Raw genomic sequence first — 19,740 nt, 5'->3', positions numbered from 1 at the left:
CATTTCGTTCTGTGAGCCAAGGAGTTGGAGATGGCAATTGTCTTCCTAAGACCGCTTGGCCTCCGACTTCGCGCTCCTTCGATCAGCACGCCACCTGCCGAGGAGACGTTCAGACGGCGCAGCTCACCGTCTCCACCACCGTCGTGCAGGCCTCCAGGCCGGCTTCCTCGGGCAGCACGCCGAGGCCTGGCTCGGCGGGAACCGCCAGTTCGCCGCCGTCGAGCACGAACGGGCGGGTGATGTCGCGGTGGTAGTACCGCTCGGTGGCGGAGATGTCGCCCGGCAGCGTGAATCCGGGAAGGCTGGCCAGCGCCAGGTTGGCCGCCCGGCCCAGGCCTGTCTCCAGCATGCCGCCGCACCAGACCGGCACACCGTTCGCCTGGGCGAGGTCATGGATGCGGCGCGCCTCCAGGTAGCCGCCCACGCGGCCGGGCTTGATGTTGATGATCGAGCAGGCGCCCCTTCTGATGGCCTCGGCCGCGTCGCGCGCGCTGGTGATGCTCTCGTCCAGGCAGACCGGCGTGTCCATGCGGGCGGCCAGCGCCGCGTGCGCGTGCAGGTCGTCAGGGGCGAAGGGCTGCTCGACCAGCGCGAGCCCGAAGGCGTCGAGTTTCGCCAGGTGCCTGAGGTCACCCGGCTCGTAGGCGGTGTTGGCGTCGACGGTGAGCATCACATCGGCGCCGAACGTCTCGCGCACCGCCCTGATCGGCTCGAGGTCCCAGCCGGGCTCGATCTTCAGCTTGATCCTGGCGTAACCGGCGCTCAGGTGCCGGTCGACCGTGTCCAGCAGCGCGTCGACGGTCTCGGCGATGCCCACGGAGACGCCCACGCGCACGCGCTGCCGTACCCCTCCCAGGTGGGCGGCCAGGCTCGTGCGGCGGGCCCGCAGCCAGCAGTCCAGCACCGCCATCTCCACGGCCGCCTTGGCCATCGGGTGCCCGCGCAGATGCCGCAGCGCGGGACCGACCGCCGCCGGATCCAGCTCGAGCGGGGCCAGCGCGGGGAGCATGAACCGCCTGATCGCGTCGGCGGCCCCTGCGAGGTGTTCGGGGCTGTAGGTCGGCTCGTCCTCGGCCGCGCACTCGCCCCAGCCCTCGCCCTCGTCGGTGAGCACCCGCACGAGCAGCGCGGTGCGAACCGTCTGCGTGCCGAGTGAGGTGCGGAACGGGCTGACCAGCGGCAGCGCGACCTGGCGCAGTTCGACGGCGTCGAGCTTCACGCGGCACCCCCGCGGGCGAGCAGGTACCAGCCGGAGCGGGTGAACCCGGTGACCCGGTATCCCTGGCCGAGCGCGCCGCCGAGCCCGCTCGCCAGCGCCGCCCGCCACCTCCTGGCCGCGGCGGGGTCCGTCGTGCGCAGCGCCTCGACGTCCGCCGGGGTGGCGCACCGCAGCAGCGGCGCTCCCTCGGCGTCCCTCACGGCCCCCGTCTCGTCCACCACGACCACGGCCTCGCGCTCGGGAACCGGCGGGGGAGCGGCCTGCTCGATCGGCCAGGTGACGAAGAGCCGGTCGGAGGGCCCGCCGTCGTTGATGCCGTCGCTCATCGGCCCGTAGAAATCGGGCAGGTAGGCGCCGACCTCGGCGCCCAGGCGGGTCAGGTTGAAGAAGGCGTTGCGCCGGACCAGCGGGTCGAAGGTCCAGGAGACGGCCACGAGCCCGTGCTCGGCCGCCCAGTCCCGCTGGTGTTCCTTGAGCGCCCGGCCCACGCCACGTCCGCGCGCCTTCTCGGCGACGCCCGCGACGTGCGAGTGCAGGCTGTGGCCGGCCGCCAGGAACCCCGTCGCCACCCCGACGAGTTCCTCGTCGAGGAAGGCGCCGCCCACGTACCCGCCGGTGTGGGCGAACGCGCACAGCAGGTCGAGGGCTATCGGCGGGTCGTCACCGCGTCTGGTTCCCCAGATCTCGCGGAGCAGTCGGTCGGCACGCCGCAGCGCCCCGATGCCGTGGAGGGAACGGATGGTGAGGTGTTCGGCCATGGGCATCAGCATCGCGGCGCGCGTCGTCCGGGGCGTTGGCGTCCACGCCGAACTTCATCGGCTCTGCTTTGTGGCGGCGTTCAGCCTGAGCTGGAGGGCGAGCGCCAGCCGCGTGTCCGGATCGTCCAGCGCGATCAGCTCGCCGATCCTGCGCAGCCGGTACCGCAGCGTGTTGGGGTGCAACGACAGCAGCTCGGCCGCGCGGGGCACGTCGTAGTGGGCGCCGATCCAGACGTTCAGGCTGTGCACGTAGTGGGTGCCGTGCCTGGCGTCGTGCGCGGCGACCAGCGCCAGAGGCTCGCCGGACAGGGAGGGTTTCGGCCGCAGGGCGGCCTCCACGTCCATGAGGAACAGCGCCGCCGACAGCTCCTCGTGCGACCCGGCCAGCTCCTGGGCGAACGGCCCGCAGACCGCGCGCAGCGCCTCTTCCGCCTGGCGCGCCCCGGCGGGCTCGGCGGCGACGGAGGCCACGGTACGGCCGATGCCGGCCCGCCAGCCGCCGCCCAGCCGCTCGCTCACCCTGGCCAGCGTGTCCACGATGATGCGGCGCAGCAATGTCGCGGACGCCTCGGCCGCGACGATCGCATGGGCGCGGCCGTCGACCACGCCGGTCGCGGCCCTGATCCGGTAGGCCACGAACGCGGTGCGCAGCAGGTCGGCGGCGTGCGTCGCGGCGAAGGCGTCGGCCGAGCCCGCGTAGGGGCCCAGCGTCACGACCGTCACCGGCTCGCGCGGCAGCAGGCCGAAGGAGGTGGCCAGCTCGTCGACCGCGCCGATGCCGCGCAGTAGCCAGCCCAGGCACTCGTCGCGCCTGCGCCGCGCCTCGTCGGCGGCCAGGTTGATGCGCGCCAGGTGCGGCGCCGCGGCGGTGGCCGCCTCCTCGAGGACCGCGGCGGCGTCGTGGGCCAGCGGCTCCTCCGCCTGCACCGCCCAGATCGTGCCGAGCACCTCGCCGTGCGCCCGGACCGCGATGGCCAGACGGGGATAGAACTCACGCGGCTCGTGGCTCCAGACCACCCCGTCGGCGCGCAGCACGGCCGCGTACTCCTCGGCGTTGGTCGGGTGCTCGGGCACCCTGCGGCCCAGGATGCCCTCCCTTCGCAGCTCGTCGATGCGCTGGCCCTCGACCGTGGAGTAGGCCAGCACCCGCATCGCCAGATCCTCGATCGCCACCGCGCCACCCACCCGGACCGCCACCTCGTTGGCCAGCACGAACAGGTCGGCCGCCCGGGTGCCGCGTGGGTCCCCGGCAGGGGCGACCACCGCGAGCAGGGCGTCGATGAGTGTGTAGAGCTGTCCCCAGGACAGTTCGGGCGGCGCGGCGAGCAGCGCCGTGCCCGCCGCCTTGGCCGCGGTGGCCAGCGCCTGCTCGTCGCAGGTGCCCGGCTTGACCACGACGACGGCCACGCCGCCCTCGCCCGCGCGGGCCAGGATCTCGGCCGACGGGCGGCCGGTCACCAGCAGGACCGCGCCGTCGAGCCCCGCCTGCGGCTCTTCGGGGTCGTAGATGACCGGGGTGCCCACCAGCGGCTCCCTGCCGTGCGGCAGCGCCAGCGGGCGCGCCAGGCCAGGGCCGAGGCTGTCGATCAGCACGCCGAGCGTGACCCGCCCGCGGGCCGTCACCGGGCGCCCCGCCTGAGCATCCGGCCGTGCCTGCCTCCGGTGAACTCCCCGTCGGCGACCACCTGGCGCCCTGCCATGAAGACGTGCTCGACCCCGGTGGGCCGCACGTCGGGGCTCTCGTAGGTGCCCGCGTGGCCGATCGTGACGGGGTCGAAGACACACAGGTCGGCGATCACCCCCGGACCCAGCCAGCCGCGCCCGGCCAGACCGAACTGGGCGGCGACGGCGGAGCTGAGCTTGCGGATCGCCTCAGGCATGTCCTCCTTCTCGACGTAGGTGCCGAGGTAGGTGGGGAAGGTCCCGAACGTGCGCGGATGGGTGGGGCCGACAGGAGGCCCGTTGTCGGAGCCGATGGAGATCAGCGGGTCGGCCAGGAAGGCGGCCAGGTCCCGCTCGTGCATGGTGTGGAAGACGCCCGAGGCCTGAGGGTCCAGCCTTACCAGGTCGCACAGCGCCTCCCACGGGTCGCCGCCGAGGTCGGACAGCCGCCTGCCCTCGATGCCAGGGTCGTTGTGGACGAGGATCTGCACGTCGGAGGGGTGCAGCTCGCGCCAGAAACCGACGCCGGTGCCGGTGGTCGGGTCCTCCGCGAGCGCGCGCAGCGCCGCACGCTCGGCCGGGTCGCCCAGCCGCTCCAGCAGCGCCTGCTCGCCGCCCTCGCACGCGATCGGGGGCAGCACCGCGACCAGCATGGTGCCGAAGGCGAGGTAGGGATAGACGTCCGCGCGCACGTCCACGCCCGCGCGGCGGGCCTGGGCGAGCTTGTCCAGCATCATCGCGGAGGCGCCGTGCACCGCTCGCCCCGAGGCCTTGCAGTGCGAGACCTGCAGCCGGACGCCCGCCCGCTTCGCCACCGCGATCGCCTCGTCGAGCGCGTCGGCCAGGCCCTCGCTCTCGCTACGCATGTGCGTGGCGTACGGCAGGTCCCAGCGCTTGGCCACCAGCGCGAGCGCGACCAGCTCCTCCAGGTCGGCGTAGGCGCCGGGCACGTACTCCAGGCCGCTCGACAGCCCCACCGCGCCCGCCTCGAAGGACTGGGCGGCCAGCTCGCACATGCGCGCCAGCCGGTCCGGCGTGATTTCGGCGCTCATCCCGGCCGCGGCCAGGCGAAGCGTGTTGTGCCCTGCCAGCACGGCCAGGTTGTTGCTCGGCCCGGCCGCCTCGGCCGCGTCCAGGTAGTCGCCGAGGGTGGCGAAGCTCGCCCCGGCCAGTTCGGCCGGCAGGAAGCTCCTTGACTCCGGATCGACAGGGCCGCACGAGAAACCGCAGTTGCCCACGATCTCGGTGGTCACGCCCTGCAGAAGCTTGAACGGCTGCGGCTCCTCCAGGAAGGGAACTGTGTCGGAGTGGCTGTGCGGGTCGACGAAGCCCGGGCTGACGATCAGGCCGGAGACGTCGATCACGCGCAGGGCAGGGCCGAGGTCGCGCCCGACGGCGACCACGCGCCCGTCGGTGATCGCGACGTCGGCGTGCCGGGGCGCTCCTCCGAGCCCGTCATGGACGGTCCCGTCGCGAAGCAGCAGGTCATGCATGGCGCAAGGCTCCCTTGCCCGCCATCGCGGGCGCTAGATACAGAAGTATGAAATATCAGGGCGTGACGGGTACGGAGGCCACAAGCCTGCGCGTGTAGGCGTGCGCGGGGGCGTCGAGAACCTCCGCTGTGTCACCGCTCTCCACCACCTCGCCGCGCGAGAGCACCACCAGCCGGTCGGCCATCTGCCTGACGACAGCCAGGTCGTGGGTGATGAACAGCATGCTGGTGCCGACCTCCCGCAACAGCTCCAGGACGTGCGCCTGGACCGAGACGTCCAGCGAGGCCACCGGCTCGTCGCAGATCAGCAGCGCGGGCCGGACGGACAGCGCCCTGGCGATGGCCACCCGCTGCCGCTCCCCACCCGACAGTCCGGCCGGCCGCCTGCGGGCGTAGGCGACGGGCAGCCCCACCAGCTCGAGCAGCTCCGCCGGTGTGAGCCTGTCCTTCGCCGGGCCCTGCGCCGCCGCCTCGGTAAGCGTGGCGCCGACTGTCAGGGCCGGGTTGAGCGAGGTCGAGGGGTCCTGGAAGACGCATTGCACCAGCTGGTGGCGTGGCCGAGCAGGGTCGGCCAGCTCGATCGTGCCGGAGTCCGGCCTGACCAGGCCCAGTACGCAGCGGGCGAGCGTGGTCTTGCCCGAGCCGGAGCCGCCGACGACACCGACGCTCTCACCGCGGTTGACGTGCAGGGAGACGCCGCCCAGCGCGACGTGTGAGCCGTACGTCCTGCGCAGGCCGGTGACGCGCAGCACCTCGTCGCCGGTCACCTGGCGGCGCTCCTGCCCGCCCTCCTCGACGTGGATCCTGGGGCGCACCTGGTGCAGGCAGGCCGTGAGCCGCTCAGGGCGCAGCTCGCGCAGCGGCGGCCGGGCGTGCGCGCACTCGGACGTCGCCTGGTCGCAGCGGGCGGCGAACGCGCACGTCGCACTCACCTCCGCCGCCGACGGCACGCCGCCCCTGATGCCGATGAGCCGAGGCAGCCGCCGCTCGACGGTGGGCACGGCGGCCAGCAGACCCGCCGTGTACGGATGCGCGGGCGCCTTGGCCATCTCGGCAGGCGGCCCCTGCTCGACGATGCGCCCCGCGTACATGACCGCCACCCGGTCACACAGCTCGAACGCCACCCGCAGGTCGTGGGTGATCAGCAGCACGCCCATGCCACGAGCCCGCTGGAGGCCCCTGATCAGCATGAGGATCTCGTGCTGCGTCGTGGCGTCCAGCGCCGTGGTGGGCTCGTCGGCGATCAGCAACCCCGGGTCCGCCGCCAGCGCGGCGGCCAGCGCCACCCGCTGTCGCATGCCGCCCGACAGCTGGAACGGATGGCGCCCGGCCACGTCCGGATCGTCGATGCCCACCTCGGCCAGCCGGCGCAGCACCTCCGCCCTGTCCCTGCGCCCTCGCAGCGATTCGGCGACGTGGGCGCCCGCCGTACGCAGGGGGTTCAGCATGGCGAACGGGTCCTGCATGAGCAGGCTCACCCGGGTGCCGCGCACCGAGCGCCACACCCGCTCGCGCGCACCGAGCAGCTCCCGGCCGTCGAGCGTGATCGAGCCGGTGGCGCGCAGCCCCTTGGGCAGCAGTCCCGCGGCGGCCCGCGCGGTGAGCGACTTGCCGCTGCCCGACTCGCCGACCAGTCCCACGGTCTCGCCGCTGGAGACCTCCAGGTCCACGCCGTCGACGATGAGCCCGGACCCGGAGATGCGCAGCTCGGAGATCCTCACCGCAGGCCTCCCTTCGACAGCGACTCGAACGCGCGGTCGCCCAGCAGGGTGGCCGCGCACGCGACCACGGTGATCAGAGCCGCGGGCGCGATCGAGGCCCACGGGTTCAGGTCCAGCAGACCGCGGTTCTCCTGGACCATGAGGCCCCAGTCGGGCGTGCCGGCAGGCAGCCCGATCCCCAGGAACGACAGGCCCGCCAGCGCGACCAGCGCCGCCACGAAGCTCAGCAGCGAGCTGGCCACCACCGTGGGAGCCAGGTTCGGCAGCAGGTGCCTGAACATGATCCGCGACGCGGGCAGGCCCAGCGTGCGGGCGGCCTCGGCGTAGGCCAGCTCCCTCTGGGCGAGGGTGAGACTGCGGATCACCCGGATGTCGCCGGGTGTGAACAGCAGCGCCATGGCCAGCACCGCCCAGCCGTACCCGCCGCCGATCACGCCCACCACCACGATCAGCACGAGCATGCCCGGCATCGCGATCGCCAGGTCGACCGTGCGCATCATCAGCGCGTCCACCCAGCCCAGCCGGTAGCCCGCCAGCAGCCCGAGCGTCGTGCTCAGCACCGTCGTGCAGGCGGCGACGAGCACCGGCCACATCAGCGCGGAGCCCGCACCGGCCAGCAACCGCGACAGCACGTCGCGGCCCAGGTCGTCGGTGCCGAGCCAGTGCGCGGCACTCGGCCCCGCCGCGCCGAGCGCGAGATCCTGGGCGGCGGGATCGTACGGCGCCAGCCACGAACCGGCCACGGCCGCCACCGCCGCCAGGCCCAGCACGGCCACCAGGATCGCCCTCATGCCGTGGCCGCCTTGTGCCTGACCCTGGGATCGACGGCCACGTAGGCCAGGTCGATCAGCAGGTTCACGAGGATCACGATCGCGCCGCCGAACAGCACCAGCGCCTGCACCACCGGTATGTCCTTCTCGCCGACCGCGCTGATCAGCAGCGCCCCCAGCCCGTGCAGCCCGAAGGCCTGCTCGACGAAGACCGAGCCGGTCAGGTTGGCCGCCAGCAGCAGGCCGCCCACCGTCAGCACGGGCAGCGCCGCGTTGCGCAGCGCGTAGCTCACCCACACCCGCCACCTGGGCAGGCCGCGCGCCCTGGCGAAGGTCAGGAAGTCCTGCGCGGCCAGATCGAGCGCGGCGGCGCGCATCTGCCTGACGACGATCGCCGCCTGCGCCGCGGCCAGCGCGATCGCGGGCAGCGTGAGATGCACCAGGCGGTCCATCGGGGTGTCGCCCGCGCCGAAGACGGGGAACCAGCCCAGCGCGACCGCGAAGCCGTACAGCAGCAGGATGCTCAGCGCGAACGACGGGATGGACAGCGCGACCAGCGACGCCAGCGTGATGCCCTGATCCAGCCTGCCGCCGCGGCGCATCGCCGCGGCCAGCCCGGCGGGCACGCCCACCACGACCGTGAGCACCAGCGCGTAGCCCGCCAGCCCCGCCGTCACCGGCAGCCGGTCGGCGATCACCGTGGTGACCGGCTCGCGTGAGGAGATCGAGGTGCCGAAGTCGCCCCGCAGCGCGTCGCCCAGCCAGCGCGCGTAGCGGACAGGGAAGGGATCGTCCAGGTGGTACTGCACGCGGATCGCCGCCCTGGTCTCGGGCGTGGACGGGCGCCCGCCGAGCAGCACCTGCTCGGGACCGCCCGGCGCGGCCGCGAGCAGCCCGTAGGTGAGCACGGACAATATCCCCAGCAGGAGAACGGCGGCGCACAGGCGCTTGACGACCGCCATGTCAGCGGCCCGCCGGGCGCAGCGAGGCGATGGCGTCCGCGGACCAGGTGGAGAACGTGCCCGTGAACCTCTCGTTCAGCGCGACGGCGTAGTCGGTATGGAACAGCGGGATGTAGGGCACCTGTTCGGCGATCTCCGTCAGCAACGCGGTGACCTGCTCCTTCCTGTCCTGACCGGTCGCCGAGGCCAGCGTGTCCAGCTGCTTGTCGGTGGCGGCGCTGCCGTAGCCGGAGAAGTTGAAGCCCTCAGGCTCGGCGGCGGCGCGGCTGACCATGTCGGGCAGGACCTCGAGCGGGTCGGGCGTGCCGTAGGCCAGGTTGACGTACTGGATCGACAGGCGGTCGTGCTGCATCACCCGTGCCCGGTACTGGTCGGCGGGGCTCGGCTGCAGGGTGAGCCTGATGCCGATCTTGGCCAGGTCGGCGGCGACGGTCTGCATGACCGTGCCGCTGTCGCCGGTGCTGGCGTACGGCGCCTCCAGCTCGAACCCCTGCGGGTAGGCGGACCTGGCCAGCTCGGCCCTGGCCGCCTCCACGTCGTAGGGATAGGCAGGCAGGGCCGGGACGCTGTCGCCGTACAGCGCCGCCAGCTGCGGGCTCGGCAGCATCGCCGCCGCAGGGGCGCCGTGACCGGCGGTCATCAGGTCCGACACCGCCCTGCGGTTGACCGCGTGCGCGATGGCCCGCCGCACGTGCGGATCCTTCAGCGGGCCCGTGCCGACCGCCAGCGACAGGTAGCCGATGTTGTTGCCAGGGTAGAAGATCGTCTTGACACCGGGCAGGCCGGTCCACTTGCGCGCGTCGCGGACGTTGACGCCGTCGGTGGCGTCCACCTCGCCCGACCTGACCGCCAGCCGCAGCGTCTCGGGGTCGGCGATGGTCTTGAACTCCACCCTGCGCAGCGCGGGCCTGCGGCCCCAGTACGACTCGTTGCGCTCCAGGACCACGCCCGAGGTGAGCGAGAACTTCGCCACCTTGAAGGGGCCGGTGCCCATCGTGCCCACCTCGGGGCTGCCCAGGTCCTGGGGGTGCGCCTCGGCCAGCTTGCGCGGCGTCACCTGCCAGGCGATCGCCGACATGGCGAGGAAGGCGGGGTTCGGCCGCTTCAGCGTGACCTTGACCTGCCCGTCGCCGACCGCCTCGACCTGCTTGACCGTGGTGAAGTAGCTGGCCGCCTGCGAGGCGACCTTCGGGTCCAGGTGGCGGCGCAGCGAGAACGCGGCGTCGTCGGCCGTCAACGGGGTGCCGTCGGCGAAACGCACGCCCTTGCGCAGCGTGAACAGATAGGTGGCAGGGTCCGGCTGCGTCCACTCCGTCGCCAGCCGGGGCGCGGGCGCGCCGCGAGTGTCGAGGGTGACCATCGTGTCGAGGACCGCGGTCTGGACGAGGGTCGAGGCGTTGTTGAAGCCGTGCGCGATGTCCAGGCTGTTGGGCGCGTTGGCGGTGGCCCAGACCAGGGAGTCGCGGGCCTGTGGCACTGTTCCTCCTGAGGAGCAGGCGGTGGTGAGCGCGAGTACGACGGCGGCGGTCGCGGCCTTCGCGGATGTCATGGGACCACCTCGGAAAGGTTCGGGCGGGGACAGTCGGACGCTAGGAGCAGGACAGCCGCTGTTCACTGACCCGGCAGCCAAAACCGGCGGCCCCCGCCTCGTCCTGCGGGCCAATCAGCCTTCGAAGCGCATCCGGCGCAGGCCGCCGCCGCTCACCAGCAGGTCGCCCTCGTGGACACGGAGCGTGAACGGCCCGGCCTTCCACGCTCCGCCAGGGGCGGCGGACACCGGCAGGTCGAGCTCGCGGCCGATGCGCACCACGCTGTCGCTCACGATGGCGTCGACGCCGAGCTCCCAGCTGCGGTAGACGCCGTCGGGCAGCGGCGCGTCCGAGGGCGGCTCGGCCGCGTCGAAGACGACAGGGGGGCGCGACAGTGGGCCGACGTTGAGGAGCAGCCGGTCGCCGTCGATCTCCATCCAGCCGCCCTCGGCGAATCCCGTCCCGTGCCAGCGTCCGTCGGCGCCGCCGGTGAACACGCCCACGCCGTCGATCATGAGGCCCTCGTCGGCGGGTGTGAGGGTGAGCGTCCCGTCCCCGGCCGGATCGTGCCAGTGCAGCCGCTCCGGCGCGGCCAGCCGCTTCGGCGCGGGCTTCGGCGGCTCCTCCTGGCCGAGCAGCAGCCGCGCCAGCCGGTGCGACACCCTCACCGGATTGATCGCCGTCTGGTTGGACAGCACCGCGATGCCGACACCCGGATCGGACAGGTACAGCAGGTTCGACAGGTACCCGTGCATGCCGCCCGCGTGGGCGAACCAGCCATCGCCGTGATAGATCCCCATCGCGTACGCCTGGACCGTGCCGTCGGCCAGCACCCCCCGCTCCAGCAGCCGGTCGCGCAGGTCGGTGCCGAGCACCCGCCCGTCGGCCAGGAACCCGAACCACGGCGCCAGCCCCGCCACGCTCGTCACCAGTCCGCCGTCGCCGACCGCGCTCTCCTGGGTGTCGGCCCTGCGCGGCTCGCCCTGCGCGTTGGCGTAGCCGTACGCCAGCCGGTCCAGCGGAACCGACGCGTCGTCACGGAACAGGGAATCGGCCATCCCGAGCGGCTCGAAGAGCCGCTTGCGCGCGAACTCCGCCAGCGACGAGTTCGTGACGCGGTTGATCACGACCGCCGCGAGCACGTAGCCGGTGTTGGAGTAGGAGAACGCCGTGCCCGGCTCGAACGTCGTCCTGCGGATGCCCGTGAGCACCTCCAGCAGCCGCTGCTCGGTCATCTCCGCCAGCGGCACGCCCGTCAGCGCCTGCAGCGAGTACCACTCCGGCAGGCCGCCGGTGTGCTGCAGGCACTGCCGCAGCGTCACCGGGGTCTCCAGGCTCAGCTCAGGCACGTGCGTCCGCACGTCGTCGTCGAGCCCCAGCTTCCCTTCGCGCTCCAGCAGCAGGACGCACGCCGCCGTGAACTGCTTGCTCGCGCTGGCGATGTCGAACCGCGTGTGCTCGTCGACCGGCACGCCGAACTCCACGCACGCCGCCCCCTGGGCGACCGTCAGCACCGCGGCGCCGTCGACGTACACGCCGACGGCCAGGCCGGGGGTGTGCGGGCTGACCAGCGAGAATACCTCGCGCTTGACTCGTTCGAGATCCATGCTGCCAGTATCACCAGGCGACCCGCGCCGCCCTTTGGCCTGCGGGACGACGGATGCGCGCCGTTCTTTGTCCTCGGGCCCAACCGGACGCCCGCGCACTCGCCTTCGTGGGTCTTGGCCGTCCACGTGTTCCCCCCGTGCGTCCGGCTCGGATCGTGGTCGCCGGCGGGGGCTCAGGGCGGGCCCTGGAAGTCGGGAGGGGGGAGCTCGCCGGTGTGGGGGCTGAGGGGGCGGCCGGCCAGGAAGGCGCGAACGGCCTCCAGGTACGGCCCAGGCCTGTCGCGGTAGGCGTCGTGCCCCGCCCCGCGCAGGTAGACGAGCTGCGAGGCCGGCATGATCGCCCGGTAGCCGGCGGCCGACGACCAGCTCTGGTAGTCGCAGGAGCCCTTGACGATCAGGGTGGGAGCCGGGCTGCCGCTGATGCCCTCACCGATCCAGGAGGGGATCGGGCGCCGCACCAGGTTGGCGTACGCGCCGGTGACGGCGGCGGGCGCGGCGCCCGAGCCGCAGCGCCGGGCGGGGAGCAGCAGCCGGTGGTAGGCGGCCAGGCGGGCGTCGAGCTCGGCGTCGCCCACGACGGAGTGGGCGGCGGCGGGGTTCGACTGAAGGAGCGCCGAGGCCGCCAGGACGCGCGGATTCAGCAGGCTCAGCGCCAGGCGGCGGTTCTGGGCGGCGTCCAGGCGGGCCAGCGCCGCGCCCGACGGAGCAGGCCGCAGCCCCGCGGGTGATGACAGGACGAGCCTGTCGACGTTGCCGGGGTGGCGGGCCAGGTAGGCGGCGGCCAGCAGGGCGCCCTCCGCGTGGCCGACCAGGACGAGCCGGTCGGCCCCTAGCCGCAGGCGGATCGCCTCGAGGTCGTCGAGGTCCCTGGTCAGGCCGTACCCGCCAGGGTCGGTCAGCCGGGACGAGCGGCCCGCCCCCAGCTGGTCGTAGACGTAGACAGGGCGGCCGTCGGCGGCCAGGGCGCCGAAGAAGGCCGAGTCGCCGCCCAGGTCGGCCCGGCCGGGGCCGCCGTGCAGGACCACCACGGGCGGCAGCCCTCGCGACCGCTTCGGCTTCCTGACCACGTAGGCGAGCCTGGAGCCTGTGGACAGCTCCCAGGTCCGCTGGCCGGCGACGGGCGGTGGTGGCCGGGCGTCCCGGAGAGGGTCGAGGGTGGCCGCGGCCACCTGCCAGACGACCAGGGCCTCGACGCCGAGGATGGCGAGCGCGCGCAGCCAGCGGGGGAGCCGGGAGGCGGGACGGGGCACGAGTAGCAGGAGTCCGAGGAAGAAGATCGAGGCGAAGACGCCGAGGGCCGCGCCCAGCAGGACGGCGGGCGTGGCGGTGAGGCCGGCGAGGCCGCCCAGGGTGGCCAGGGCCAGCACGGGGGCGAGCACCAGGACGGCCGCGCCTGCCAGCGCGCGGCCCACCAGGCGCAGGCCGCGCCGGGCGAGGCGACGCCACACGGGCCACAGCACACGCACGAACCTACTCGAAGACCCTTTTAGGGCGATATGAGACCTAGGTTCAGGCACGCACCATCCGACTTGTGATGATCTGCCGCATATCTATGGACCTCGCCCGCAGGGGTTGACCCTGCGGGCATGGTCACCTCTCCTCAGGGGGCATGCCTACAGCAGCGTGCCTCCCTCCACCTTGAAGGAGGACAGCGCCTCGTCCAGCCGCCTCAGCGTGTCTGGGTGCAGCGCGATGCCCGCGGTCTGCAGGTTCTCGGTGATGTGCGAGGGCGTACTGCTGCCGGGGATCGGCACCACGTGCTCGTCCTGGTGCAGCAGCCAGGCCAGCGCCAGCTGGGCGGGGGTGATGCCCAGCTCGGTGGCCAGCCGCCTGATCGGCGCGTACCTGTCGTTGTTCACGGCCAGGTTGGCGGCGTCGAAGCGCGGCGCGTGGTGCCGGAAGTCGCCCTCCTCCAGCTTCGAGACGCTCCCCGTGAGGAAGCCCGAGCCCAGCGGGCTCCACGCCACCACCCCGACACCGAGCTCCCGCGTCGCCGCCAGCAACTCGGGGTCGATCGGCCGCCACATCGACCACTCCACCTGCACAGCCGCGATCGGCAGCACGGCGTGGGCGCTGCGCAACTGCTCGGCGGTCACGTTCGACAGGCCCGCATGCCGTACCAACCCCGCCCGCACCAGATCGGCCACCGCGCCCATGGTGTCCTCGACCGGCACGCCGGGGTCGGGGTAGTGCAGGTAGTACAGGTCGATCACGTCGGTGCCGAGGTTGCGCAGGCTGCGCTCGGCGTAACCGCGCACCAGGGTGGGGTCGGCGCTGCCGCGCAGCTCGCCGAAGGCGTACCCCACGGGGATGGACCTGGTCTCCACCCCCTCAGGGACGGCCAGGCCGAACTTGGTCGCCACGACGACCTCGTCCCTCCTGCCCCTGATCGCCCTGCCGACCAGCCGCTCGTTGTGCCCGTCCGGCCCGTAGGCGTCGCTGGTGTCGATGTGGGTGGCGCCCTCGTCGAGAGCGTGACGCAGCGCGGCCAGCGCCCAGTCGTCGTCGATCTCGCCGTAGATGCCGGGAGAGAGCACCATCGCCCCGTACCCGATCGGGGGGACGGTGAGTTTGCCAAGAGTTCTCATGCCCCCGATCCTGCGCGTTCCCCGGTGGCCACGTCCAAGACATGCCGGTATAACCGGTGGTTATGGAGATTCACCTGCGCGAGCTGCGGTACTTCGTCGCGGCAGCCGAGGAGCTCAACGTCACCAGGGCGGCCGAGCGGCTCTTCGTGTCGCAGCCCGCCCTGTCCAAGCAGCTGAGAGCGCTGGAACGGCAGCTCGGGTTCACCCTCTTCGACCGCGTGCCGAGCGGCCTCGCGCTCACCCGGCAGGGCACAGCGCTGCTGCCTGTCGCCCGCGACCTGCTGGCCCGCTGGGACGAGGGCCTCGATCTGGTACGGCAGGCCGCCCCGAGCGGCACGCTGGTGATCGGCCTGCAGACCGCCGTCGGCCGCGGGATCCAGGCCGAGGCGCTGCGGCGCTTCAGGGAGCGGATGCCGGGCTGGATGGTGTCGCTGCGCGTGGTCGGCTGGGAGGACCCGAGCGCCGGACTGTCCGACGGCAGCTCCGACGTCGCCTTCGTGTGGCTGCCCGCGCCTGAGGGGGTGGCGACCAGGGTGCTGGCGACCGAACGGCGCTTCGTCGCGATGCCGGAGAACCACCGGCTGGCCGCCAGGGAGGAGATCGACTTCGCCGAGCTGCGCGGCGAGCCGTTCGTGGCGCTGCCCGAGACGGCAGGGCCGCTGCGGGACTTCTGGCTGGGCGGTCCTGGAACGATCGTCGGGGCGGAGGCGGCCTCGCCCGACGGCGTCTTCGAGGCGGTACTGGCCGGGCTCGGGCTGGTGCTGCTCTCGGAGGGCAACGCGGAGCTGTACCGGCGCCCTGGGCTGGTGGCCCGTCCGGTCTCAGGACTGTCGCCTGCCAGGCTGGCCCTCGCCTGGCGCGCCGCCGACCGCCGCCCGGCCGTCACCGCGTTCGTACGCTCCTTCGGCTAGAAGTACGGCCCGCGGCCCCGGCTGATCGCCGACCCTGCCCCGGTAGCATGACGATCACGTCGGATGAGGTGAAGGAGACACTCTTGAGCGAGCTGGACCGTGTTCCTCCAGGTGTTGATCCCAAGGTGCCGAGTTCCGCCCGGGTGTACGACTACCTCCTCGGCGGCAAGGACCACCTCGCCGTCGACAGGGCCGTCGCCGACCGGCTCCTTTCCGTCGCCCCCGATACCAGGCTGGTCGCCAGGGCCAACAGGGCCTTCATGGTCAGGGCGGTGCGCCATCTGGCCGAGCAGGGGGTGCGGCAGTTCATCGACCTGGGCACCGGTATCCCGACCTCGCCGAGCGTTCATGAGATCGCCCGCCAGGTGAGCCCCGCATGCCGGGTGATCTACGTGGACTACGACCCCGTGGTGCGGATGCACGCCGACGTGCTGCTGGCCAGGACGCCCGGCGTGGCGAGCATCCAGGCCGATGTGCGCAAGCCTCACGAGGTGCTGAACGATCCGCACGTCACCGGTCTCATCGACTTCGACCAGCCGGTCGGCGTGCTGATGGTGGCGGTGCTGCACTTCATCCTGGACAGCGAGGACCCCGCCGGGATCGTGGCGAGCTTCAGGGAGCGGATGGCGCCTGGCAGCCATCTGGTGCTGTCGCACACGATGGCCGAGAGCGCGCCCGAGGCGATCGCGCAGCTCACGATGGCCACGGCCAACTCGCCCGCCCAGTCCACCTTCCGGACGCGGGAGCAGGTGGAGAGGCTGTTCGAGGGCTTCGACCTGATCGGGCCAGGACTCGTGCCCGTCCAGGAGTGGCGCCTCGGCGACGAGGACGAAGCGCAGGTGCCGCTGCTGGACGAGGCGCCCAAGCTGCGCGTCGACGGCGCCGTGGGCCGGATTCTCTGACGTCATCGCGGGGCGGCGGGCGAGGATGACCGGATGGCGTCGTGTGCGCAGGTCGTCGTCTCCTGGGCGCAGCGCCTGACCTCGGGACGGCGCTTCGACTGTCTCGTACGGCGGGATCCTGGAGGCGAGGGATAGCGCTTTCACGGGTGGATGGGGTGAAATGTCAGGGCCCGCCATATGACCTTTGGGAGACCCTGTGCCCCTGTTCGACCTCCCCCTCGACCAGCTTCGTGAGTACCGCCCCGAGAGGGACGAGCCAGCCGACTTCGACGCCTTCTGGAGCCGCACCCTGGCCGAGGCCGCCGAGCACGACCTCGCTCCTGTCTTCACGCCCCACGACATCCCGCTGGCCACCGTGGACGTCTATGACACCTCCTTCGCGGGATGGGGCGGCCACCGGATCAACGGCTGGCTGCTCGTGCCACGTGCGGCGGAGGGCCCCGTGCCGTGCGTGGTGCAGTACATCGGTTACTCGGGCGGCAGGGGCTTCGTCCACGATCACCTGGTCTGGCCGTCGGCGGGCCTGGCGGTGCTGGTCGTCGACACGCGCGGCCAGGGGGGCCACAGCCTGCACAGCCCCGGTGCCACCGCCGACCCGCACGGCGGCGCCTCCCCGCAGGCGCCGGGCATGATGACCAGGGGCATCCTCGACCCTGACGACTACTACTACCGCCGGGTCTTCACCGACGCGGTGAGGGCCGTGGAGGTCGCAGCGGGGCATCCGGCCGTCGACGGCGACAGGATCGTGGTCTCGGGCGGCAGCCAGGGCGGCGGCATCGCCCAGGCGGTGGCGGCGCTGCGTCCCTCGGTGAAGGGCGCGCTGATCGACGTGCCGTTCCTCACCCACTTCCGCAGGGCGGTCGAGATCACCGGACGCGACCCCTACCAGGAGATCGTCCGCTTCCTCGCCAGCCAGCGGCCCAGCGCGGAGGCCGTCTTCCGCACGCTGTCGTACTTCGACGGGCTGAACTTCGCCGCCAGAGGGCAGACGTCCGCGCTGTACTCGGTGGCGTTGATGGACGACGTGTGCCCGCCCTCGACGGTGTTCGCCGCCTACAACCACTGGCAGGGGCCGAAGGAGATCACCGTCTGGCCGTGGAACAACCACGAGGGCGGCGGCGGCTTCCAGCGTGAGGAGCAGCTGCGCTACGTCAGCAAGCTGTTCGGCTAGCAGGCGTCAGGCCGGTACGGCCCGCCGTACCGGCCACCTTCCCGGCGCAGATCTTCCACCGGCTCGCGTTACGCGAGTGGGCGTCCTGCGGGGCAGGGCTTCGGTGGTGGTGACGGGGGAGTCGCCTCGTCACTTGAGTGAGTTCAGCAGGGCCCGCACGCGGGGTTCGGTGTCCTCGGGCTCGCCCCTGGTCAGCTCGCCGCCCATACCCACGGCCACCGCCCCCGCCGCGATCCACTCGGGCGCGGTGGCGGCGGTGACCCCGCCCGTGGGCACGACCGGGGCATGGGGAAGGGCCTGCAGCAGGTCGCGCAGCGCCTTGGGTGAGCTCTGGGAGGCCGGGAACAGCTTCACCAGGTCGGCCCCTGCCTCCAGCGCGGCGACGATCTCGGTCGGGGTCGCGGCGCCCGCCACCACGGGGACTCCGTGGCGGCTGCCCGCGCGGATCACCTCGGTGCTGAGAGTGGGACACACCAGGAAACGCGCCCCCGCCTCGATGGCCGGCACCGCCTGGTGGGCGTCGATCACCGTGCCCGCCCCGATCAGGGCGCCGTTCTCATGGGAGGAGAGCGTACGGATGGCGCCCAGCGCGCCGGGCGTCGAGAGGGAGACCTCGATGGCCCCGAGCCCGGCGGAGACGAGCCGCTCGCCGTAGGAGACGGCCGTGTCGGCCGACGGCGCGCGGATGATGCCGATCACCCGGTCGGCCACCACGCGCTCCGCCAGCCGCCACCTGAACTCCCGCACCGGGCCACCTCCGTGGGATTTGATTGCTCTATATGGGATGCTTTCGCACATATTGCAAGGCTGTCAATTGGAAACGCAGGCGGTATCGTCGCCGATCAAGTCAGCGTGAACTAAGGAGAACCTGGTGATTCGTCCGGACGTGGTCGGGGTCGGCGAGGCGATGGTGCTGCTCCAGCCCGCCCAAGGCGAGGACCTGGCGACCGCCGAGCGGATGGACGTGCACGTCGGCGGCGCCGAGCTGAACGTGTGCGCGGCCGTCGCCAGGCTCGGCGGCAGCGCCTGGTTCGCCTCTCGTGTGGGCGCCGACCCGTTCGGCGAGCGGGTGCTGAACGCCGCACGTGCCCTCGGCGTCGGCACCTCCCTGGTCGGCCGCGACGCCGGACGTCCGACGGGCGTGTTCTTCAAGGAAGTACGGCCGGACGGGGCCAGGCGCGTCCACTACTACAGGAGCGGTTCGGCGGCGGCGGGAATGGACGAGGGCGACGCGGCCGCCATCCTGGCCACCCGCCCGCGAGCGCTCGTGGTCAGCGGCATCACGATCGCGCTGGGTGAGGGGCCCGAGCGGCTGGTGCGGGCGCTGGCGGAGGGGGCGCGCGAGGCGGGGGCGATGCTGGTCGTCGACCCGAACCTCCGCCCTGCTCTCGGCCGCCAGGACCGGGTGCTGGAGACGGTCCGCGAGCTGCTGCCGCTGACCGATCTGCTGGTTCTCGGACAGGACGAGGCCGAACCCCTCTTCGGCGCCACCGACCCTGCCGCCGTCTTCGCCGCCGCCCAGGCCGGCGGAGCGGGGTCCGGGGCGGGGGCCGGGCGGGAGATCGAGGTGGTGGTGAAGGCGGGGGCCGAGGGGGTCCACTGCAGGGGCGAGGACGGAGCGCCCGTCCACCTGCCGAGTGCCGCGCGCGTGGTGCGCGACCCCGTCGGGGCGGGCGACGCCCTCTTGGGCGGCTATCTGGCCGCTCGTCTCGCCGGAGCGGGTCCTGAGCACGCCGCGTGGGTGGGAAGCGAGCTGGCGGGCCGCATCGTTGAGGTGTACGGCGATGTCGAGGGCCTGCCGTCGCCCGCCGAGGCCGCCGCCCTCCTCCACCGCTGACCCACCCGATCGTCTCGCCGCCAGCCATCCACGGGGTGGATCATCGGCTCGCAGGAACGAAGCGCAGGGAAAGAGTGCCTCTCCCATCGAGGAGGGCACTCTTTCGCGGGCGCGTCAGTCGGTGACGTGGAAGGCGACACCACCCTGCCCATCCGTGTCGGCGTCGAGAGACTTGTCGTCCAGCACGCTGGCCGCCACGGGGTCGAGGTAGACCCTCGCTCCCTCGGTCTCCACCACCGCGTCGGTGGGCTCGGGCGCCGTGGCCATGCTGAGCACCAGGGCTCCCTGGTCGTCCCCCTGCGAGGAGATGCGGATGCCGGCGGCCTCCACATCCTGCTGGGCGGTCAGGTCCTTGATGACCTGAGCTGCATTGGGTGTCAAGGTGAGCACGACGGCTCCTCCTCGTTCTCGGTTGCGGGATCCGGAGTCCTTGCCCCCTCAGCGCGGCCCTACACAGATGGCCGGCCGATTTCGTCGAGGCAGGCGCTGTAAGCCCCGCCACAGAAGGCGTTCGAGCCGCACACCTCGGTCCAGCTTCCCCGCGTACGGCAGGCGCCTTCGACGGCCTGGCCGAAGCCGAGACCGTCCACCTGTTCGTCCTGGATGCCGGG

The 19,740-nt window shown here is 72.6% G+C and carries 17 protein-coding genes; 4 read left to right on the top strand and 13 right to left on the bottom strand.

The features are described 5' to 3' along the window. Nucleotides 1-109: 109 nt before the first annotated feature. The 11 genes from menC to ABFX50_RS25760 all read right to left on the bottom strand — a co-directional run bounded on the left by menC (nucleotide 110) and on the right by ABFX50_RS25760 (nucleotide 14,308). Nucleotides 110-1,219 carry an o-succinylbenzoate synthase gene (menC, locus tag ABFX50_RS25810; RefSeq protein ID WP_346149919.1) on the bottom strand — a complete coding sequence of 370 codons (1,110 nt, stop codon included), beginning with the start codon at nucleotides 1,217-1,219 and terminating at the stop codon, nucleotides 110-112. Further along, nucleotides 1,216-1,977, bottom strand: coding sequence for a GNAT family N-acetyltransferase (locus ABFX50_RS25805; RefSeq protein WP_346149918.1), 762 nt, complete (start codon nucleotides 1,975-1,977; stop codon nucleotides 1,216-1,218). The genes menC and ABFX50_RS25805 overlap by 4 nt, the downstream gene beginning before the upstream one ends. 54 nt (nucleotides 1,978-2,031) lie before the next feature. Continuing rightward, a complete protein-coding gene (locus ABFX50_RS25800) occupies nucleotides 2,032-3,600 on the bottom strand; it encodes a PucR family transcriptional regulator (protein WP_346149917.1) in 1,569 nt (522 codons plus the stop codon). Further along, entirely contained in the window at nucleotides 3,597-5,132 is a 1,536-nt protein-coding gene (locus ABFX50_RS25795) for an N-acyl-D-amino-acid deacylase family protein (protein WP_346149916.1), read from the bottom strand. Before ABFX50_RS25795 ends, ABFX50_RS25800 begins: the two co-directional genes overlap by 4 nt. A 55-nt stretch (nucleotides 5,133-5,187) precedes the next feature. Continuing rightward, entirely contained in the window at nucleotides 5,188-6,852 is a 1,665-nt protein-coding gene (locus tag ABFX50_RS25790) for an oligopeptide/dipeptide ABC transporter ATP-binding protein (protein ID WP_346149915.1), read from the bottom strand. Further along, on the bottom strand, nucleotides 6,849-7,643 hold the full coding sequence (locus ABFX50_RS25785; protein WP_346149914.1) for an ABC transporter permease: 795 nt from the start codon (nucleotides 7,641-7,643) through the stop codon (nucleotides 6,849-6,851). Before ABFX50_RS25785 ends, ABFX50_RS25790 begins: the two co-directional genes overlap by 4 nt. After that, nucleotides 7,640-8,584 (bottom strand): ABC transporter permease, encoded by a 945-nt coding sequence (locus ABFX50_RS25780; protein WP_346149913.1) that lies wholly within the window; start codon nucleotides 8,582-8,584, stop codon nucleotides 7,640-7,642. Before ABFX50_RS25780 ends, ABFX50_RS25785 begins: the two co-directional genes overlap by 4 nt. A gap of 1 nt (nucleotide 8,585) precedes the next feature. Continuing rightward, entirely contained in the window at nucleotides 8,586-10,133 is a 1,548-nt protein-coding gene (locus ABFX50_RS25775) for an ABC transporter substrate-binding protein (protein ID WP_346149912.1), read from the bottom strand. 114 nt (nucleotides 10,134-10,247) lie between these two features. Further along, nucleotides 10,248-11,720, bottom strand: coding sequence for a serine hydrolase domain-containing protein (locus ABFX50_RS25770; RefSeq protein ID WP_346149911.1), 1,473 nt, complete (start codon nucleotides 11,718-11,720; stop codon nucleotides 10,248-10,250). Nucleotides 11,721-11,893: 173 nt separating this feature from the next. Further along, nucleotides 11,894-13,186 carry an alpha/beta fold hydrolase gene (locus tag ABFX50_RS25765; RefSeq protein WP_346149910.1) on the bottom strand — a complete coding sequence of 431 codons (1,293 nt, stop codon included), beginning with the start codon at nucleotides 13,184-13,186 and terminating at the stop codon, nucleotides 11,894-11,896. A 147-nt stretch (nucleotides 13,187-13,333) separates the two neighbouring features. Continuing rightward, nucleotides 13,334-14,308: an aldo/keto reductase gene (locus tag ABFX50_RS25760; RefSeq protein ID WP_346149909.1), complete on the bottom strand. Its 975-nt coding sequence runs from the start codon at nucleotides 14,306-14,308 to the stop codon at nucleotides 13,334-13,336. Between the two features lie 62 nt (nucleotides 14,309-14,370). Between ABFX50_RS25760 and ABFX50_RS25755 the strand changes: the two genes are divergently transcribed. From ABFX50_RS25755 to ABFX50_RS25745, 3 genes are all read left to right on the top strand, one after another. Beyond that, nucleotides 14,371-15,219 carry a LysR family transcriptional regulator gene (locus ABFX50_RS25755; RefSeq protein ID WP_346149908.1) on the top strand — a complete coding sequence of 283 codons (849 nt, stop codon included), beginning with the start codon at nucleotides 14,371-14,373 and terminating at the stop codon, nucleotides 15,217-15,219. Between the two features lie 83 nt (nucleotides 15,220-15,302). Further along, entirely contained in the window at nucleotides 15,303-16,121 is an 819-nt protein-coding gene (locus tag ABFX50_RS25750) for an SAM-dependent methyltransferase (protein ID WP_346149907.1), read from the top strand. 196 nt (nucleotides 16,122-16,317) lie between these two features. Beyond that, nucleotides 16,318-17,292 carry an acetylxylan esterase gene (locus ABFX50_RS25745; RefSeq protein ID WP_346149906.1) on the top strand — a complete coding sequence of 325 codons (975 nt, stop codon included), beginning with the start codon at nucleotides 16,318-16,320 and terminating at the stop codon, nucleotides 17,290-17,292. 129 nt (nucleotides 17,293-17,421) lie between these two features. Here the strand turns inward: ABFX50_RS25745 and ABFX50_RS25740 are convergent, their stop codons facing one another. After that, nucleotides 17,422-18,039, bottom strand: coding sequence for a bifunctional 4-hydroxy-2-oxoglutarate aldolase/2-dehydro-3-deoxy-phosphogluconate aldolase (locus tag ABFX50_RS25740; protein WP_346149905.1), 618 nt, complete (start codon nucleotides 18,037-18,039; stop codon nucleotides 17,422-17,424). A 124-nt stretch (nucleotides 18,040-18,163) separates the two neighbouring features. On the opposite strand from ABFX50_RS25740, the gene ABFX50_RS25735 reads away from it, so the two are divergent. Beyond that, a complete protein-coding gene (locus ABFX50_RS25735) occupies nucleotides 18,164-19,129 on the top strand; it encodes a sugar kinase (RefSeq protein WP_346149904.1) in 966 nt (321 codons plus the stop codon). A gap of 114 nt (nucleotides 19,130-19,243) precedes the next feature. On the opposite strand, the gene ABFX50_RS25730 is transcribed toward ABFX50_RS25735, so the two are convergent. Continuing rightward, nucleotides 19,244-19,519: an iron-sulfur cluster biosynthesis family protein gene (locus ABFX50_RS25730; RefSeq protein WP_183645019.1), complete on the bottom strand. Its 276-nt coding sequence runs from the start codon at nucleotides 19,517-19,519 to the stop codon at nucleotides 19,244-19,246. Between the last annotated feature and the right edge of the window lie 221 nt (nucleotides 19,520-19,740).

It is taken from the genome of Nonomuraea recticatena (assembly GCF_039533245.1).
GTDB classification, from domain to species: domain Bacteria; phylum Actinomycetota; class Actinomycetes; order Streptosporangiales; family Streptosporangiaceae; genus Nonomuraea; species Nonomuraea roseola.
Note: the sequence above shows the minus strand (reverse complement) of the source record. Positions and strands in the feature narration are given on the sequence as shown.

Bases quoted from the DNA above. Each gene is read 5' to 3' on its own strand.
- ABFX50_RS25805 (WP_346149918.1), bottom strand. From the start codon at position 1,977: ATGGCCGAACACCTCACCATCCGTTCCCTCCACGGCATCGGGGCGCTG.
- ABFX50_RS25795 (WP_346149916.1), bottom strand. From the start codon at position 5,132: ATGCATGACCTGCTGCTTCGCGACGGGACCGTCCATGACGGGCTCGGA.
- ABFX50_RS25785 (WP_346149914.1), bottom strand. From the start codon at position 7,643: ATGAGGGCGATCCTGGTGGCCGTGCTGGGCCTGGCGGCGGTGGCGGCC.
- ABFX50_RS25780 (WP_346149913.1), bottom strand. From the start codon at position 8,584: ATGGCGGTCGTCAAGCGCCTGTGCGCCGCCGTTCTCCTGCTGGGGATA.
- ABFX50_RS25775 (WP_346149912.1), bottom strand. From the start codon at position 10,133: ATGACATCCGCGAAGGCCGCGACCGCCGCCGTCGTACTCGCGCTCACC.
- ABFX50_RS25770 (WP_346149911.1), bottom strand. From the start codon at position 11,720: ATGGATCTCGAACGAGTCAAGCGCGAGGTATTCTCGCTGGTCAGCCCG.
- ABFX50_RS25760 (WP_346149909.1), bottom strand. From the start codon at position 14,308: ATGAGAACTCTTGGCAAACTCACCGTCCCCCCGATCGGGTACGGGGCG.
- ABFX50_RS25755 (WP_346149908.1), top strand. From the start codon at position 14,371: ATGGAGATTCACCTGCGCGAGCTGCGGTACTTCGTCGCGGCAGCCGAG.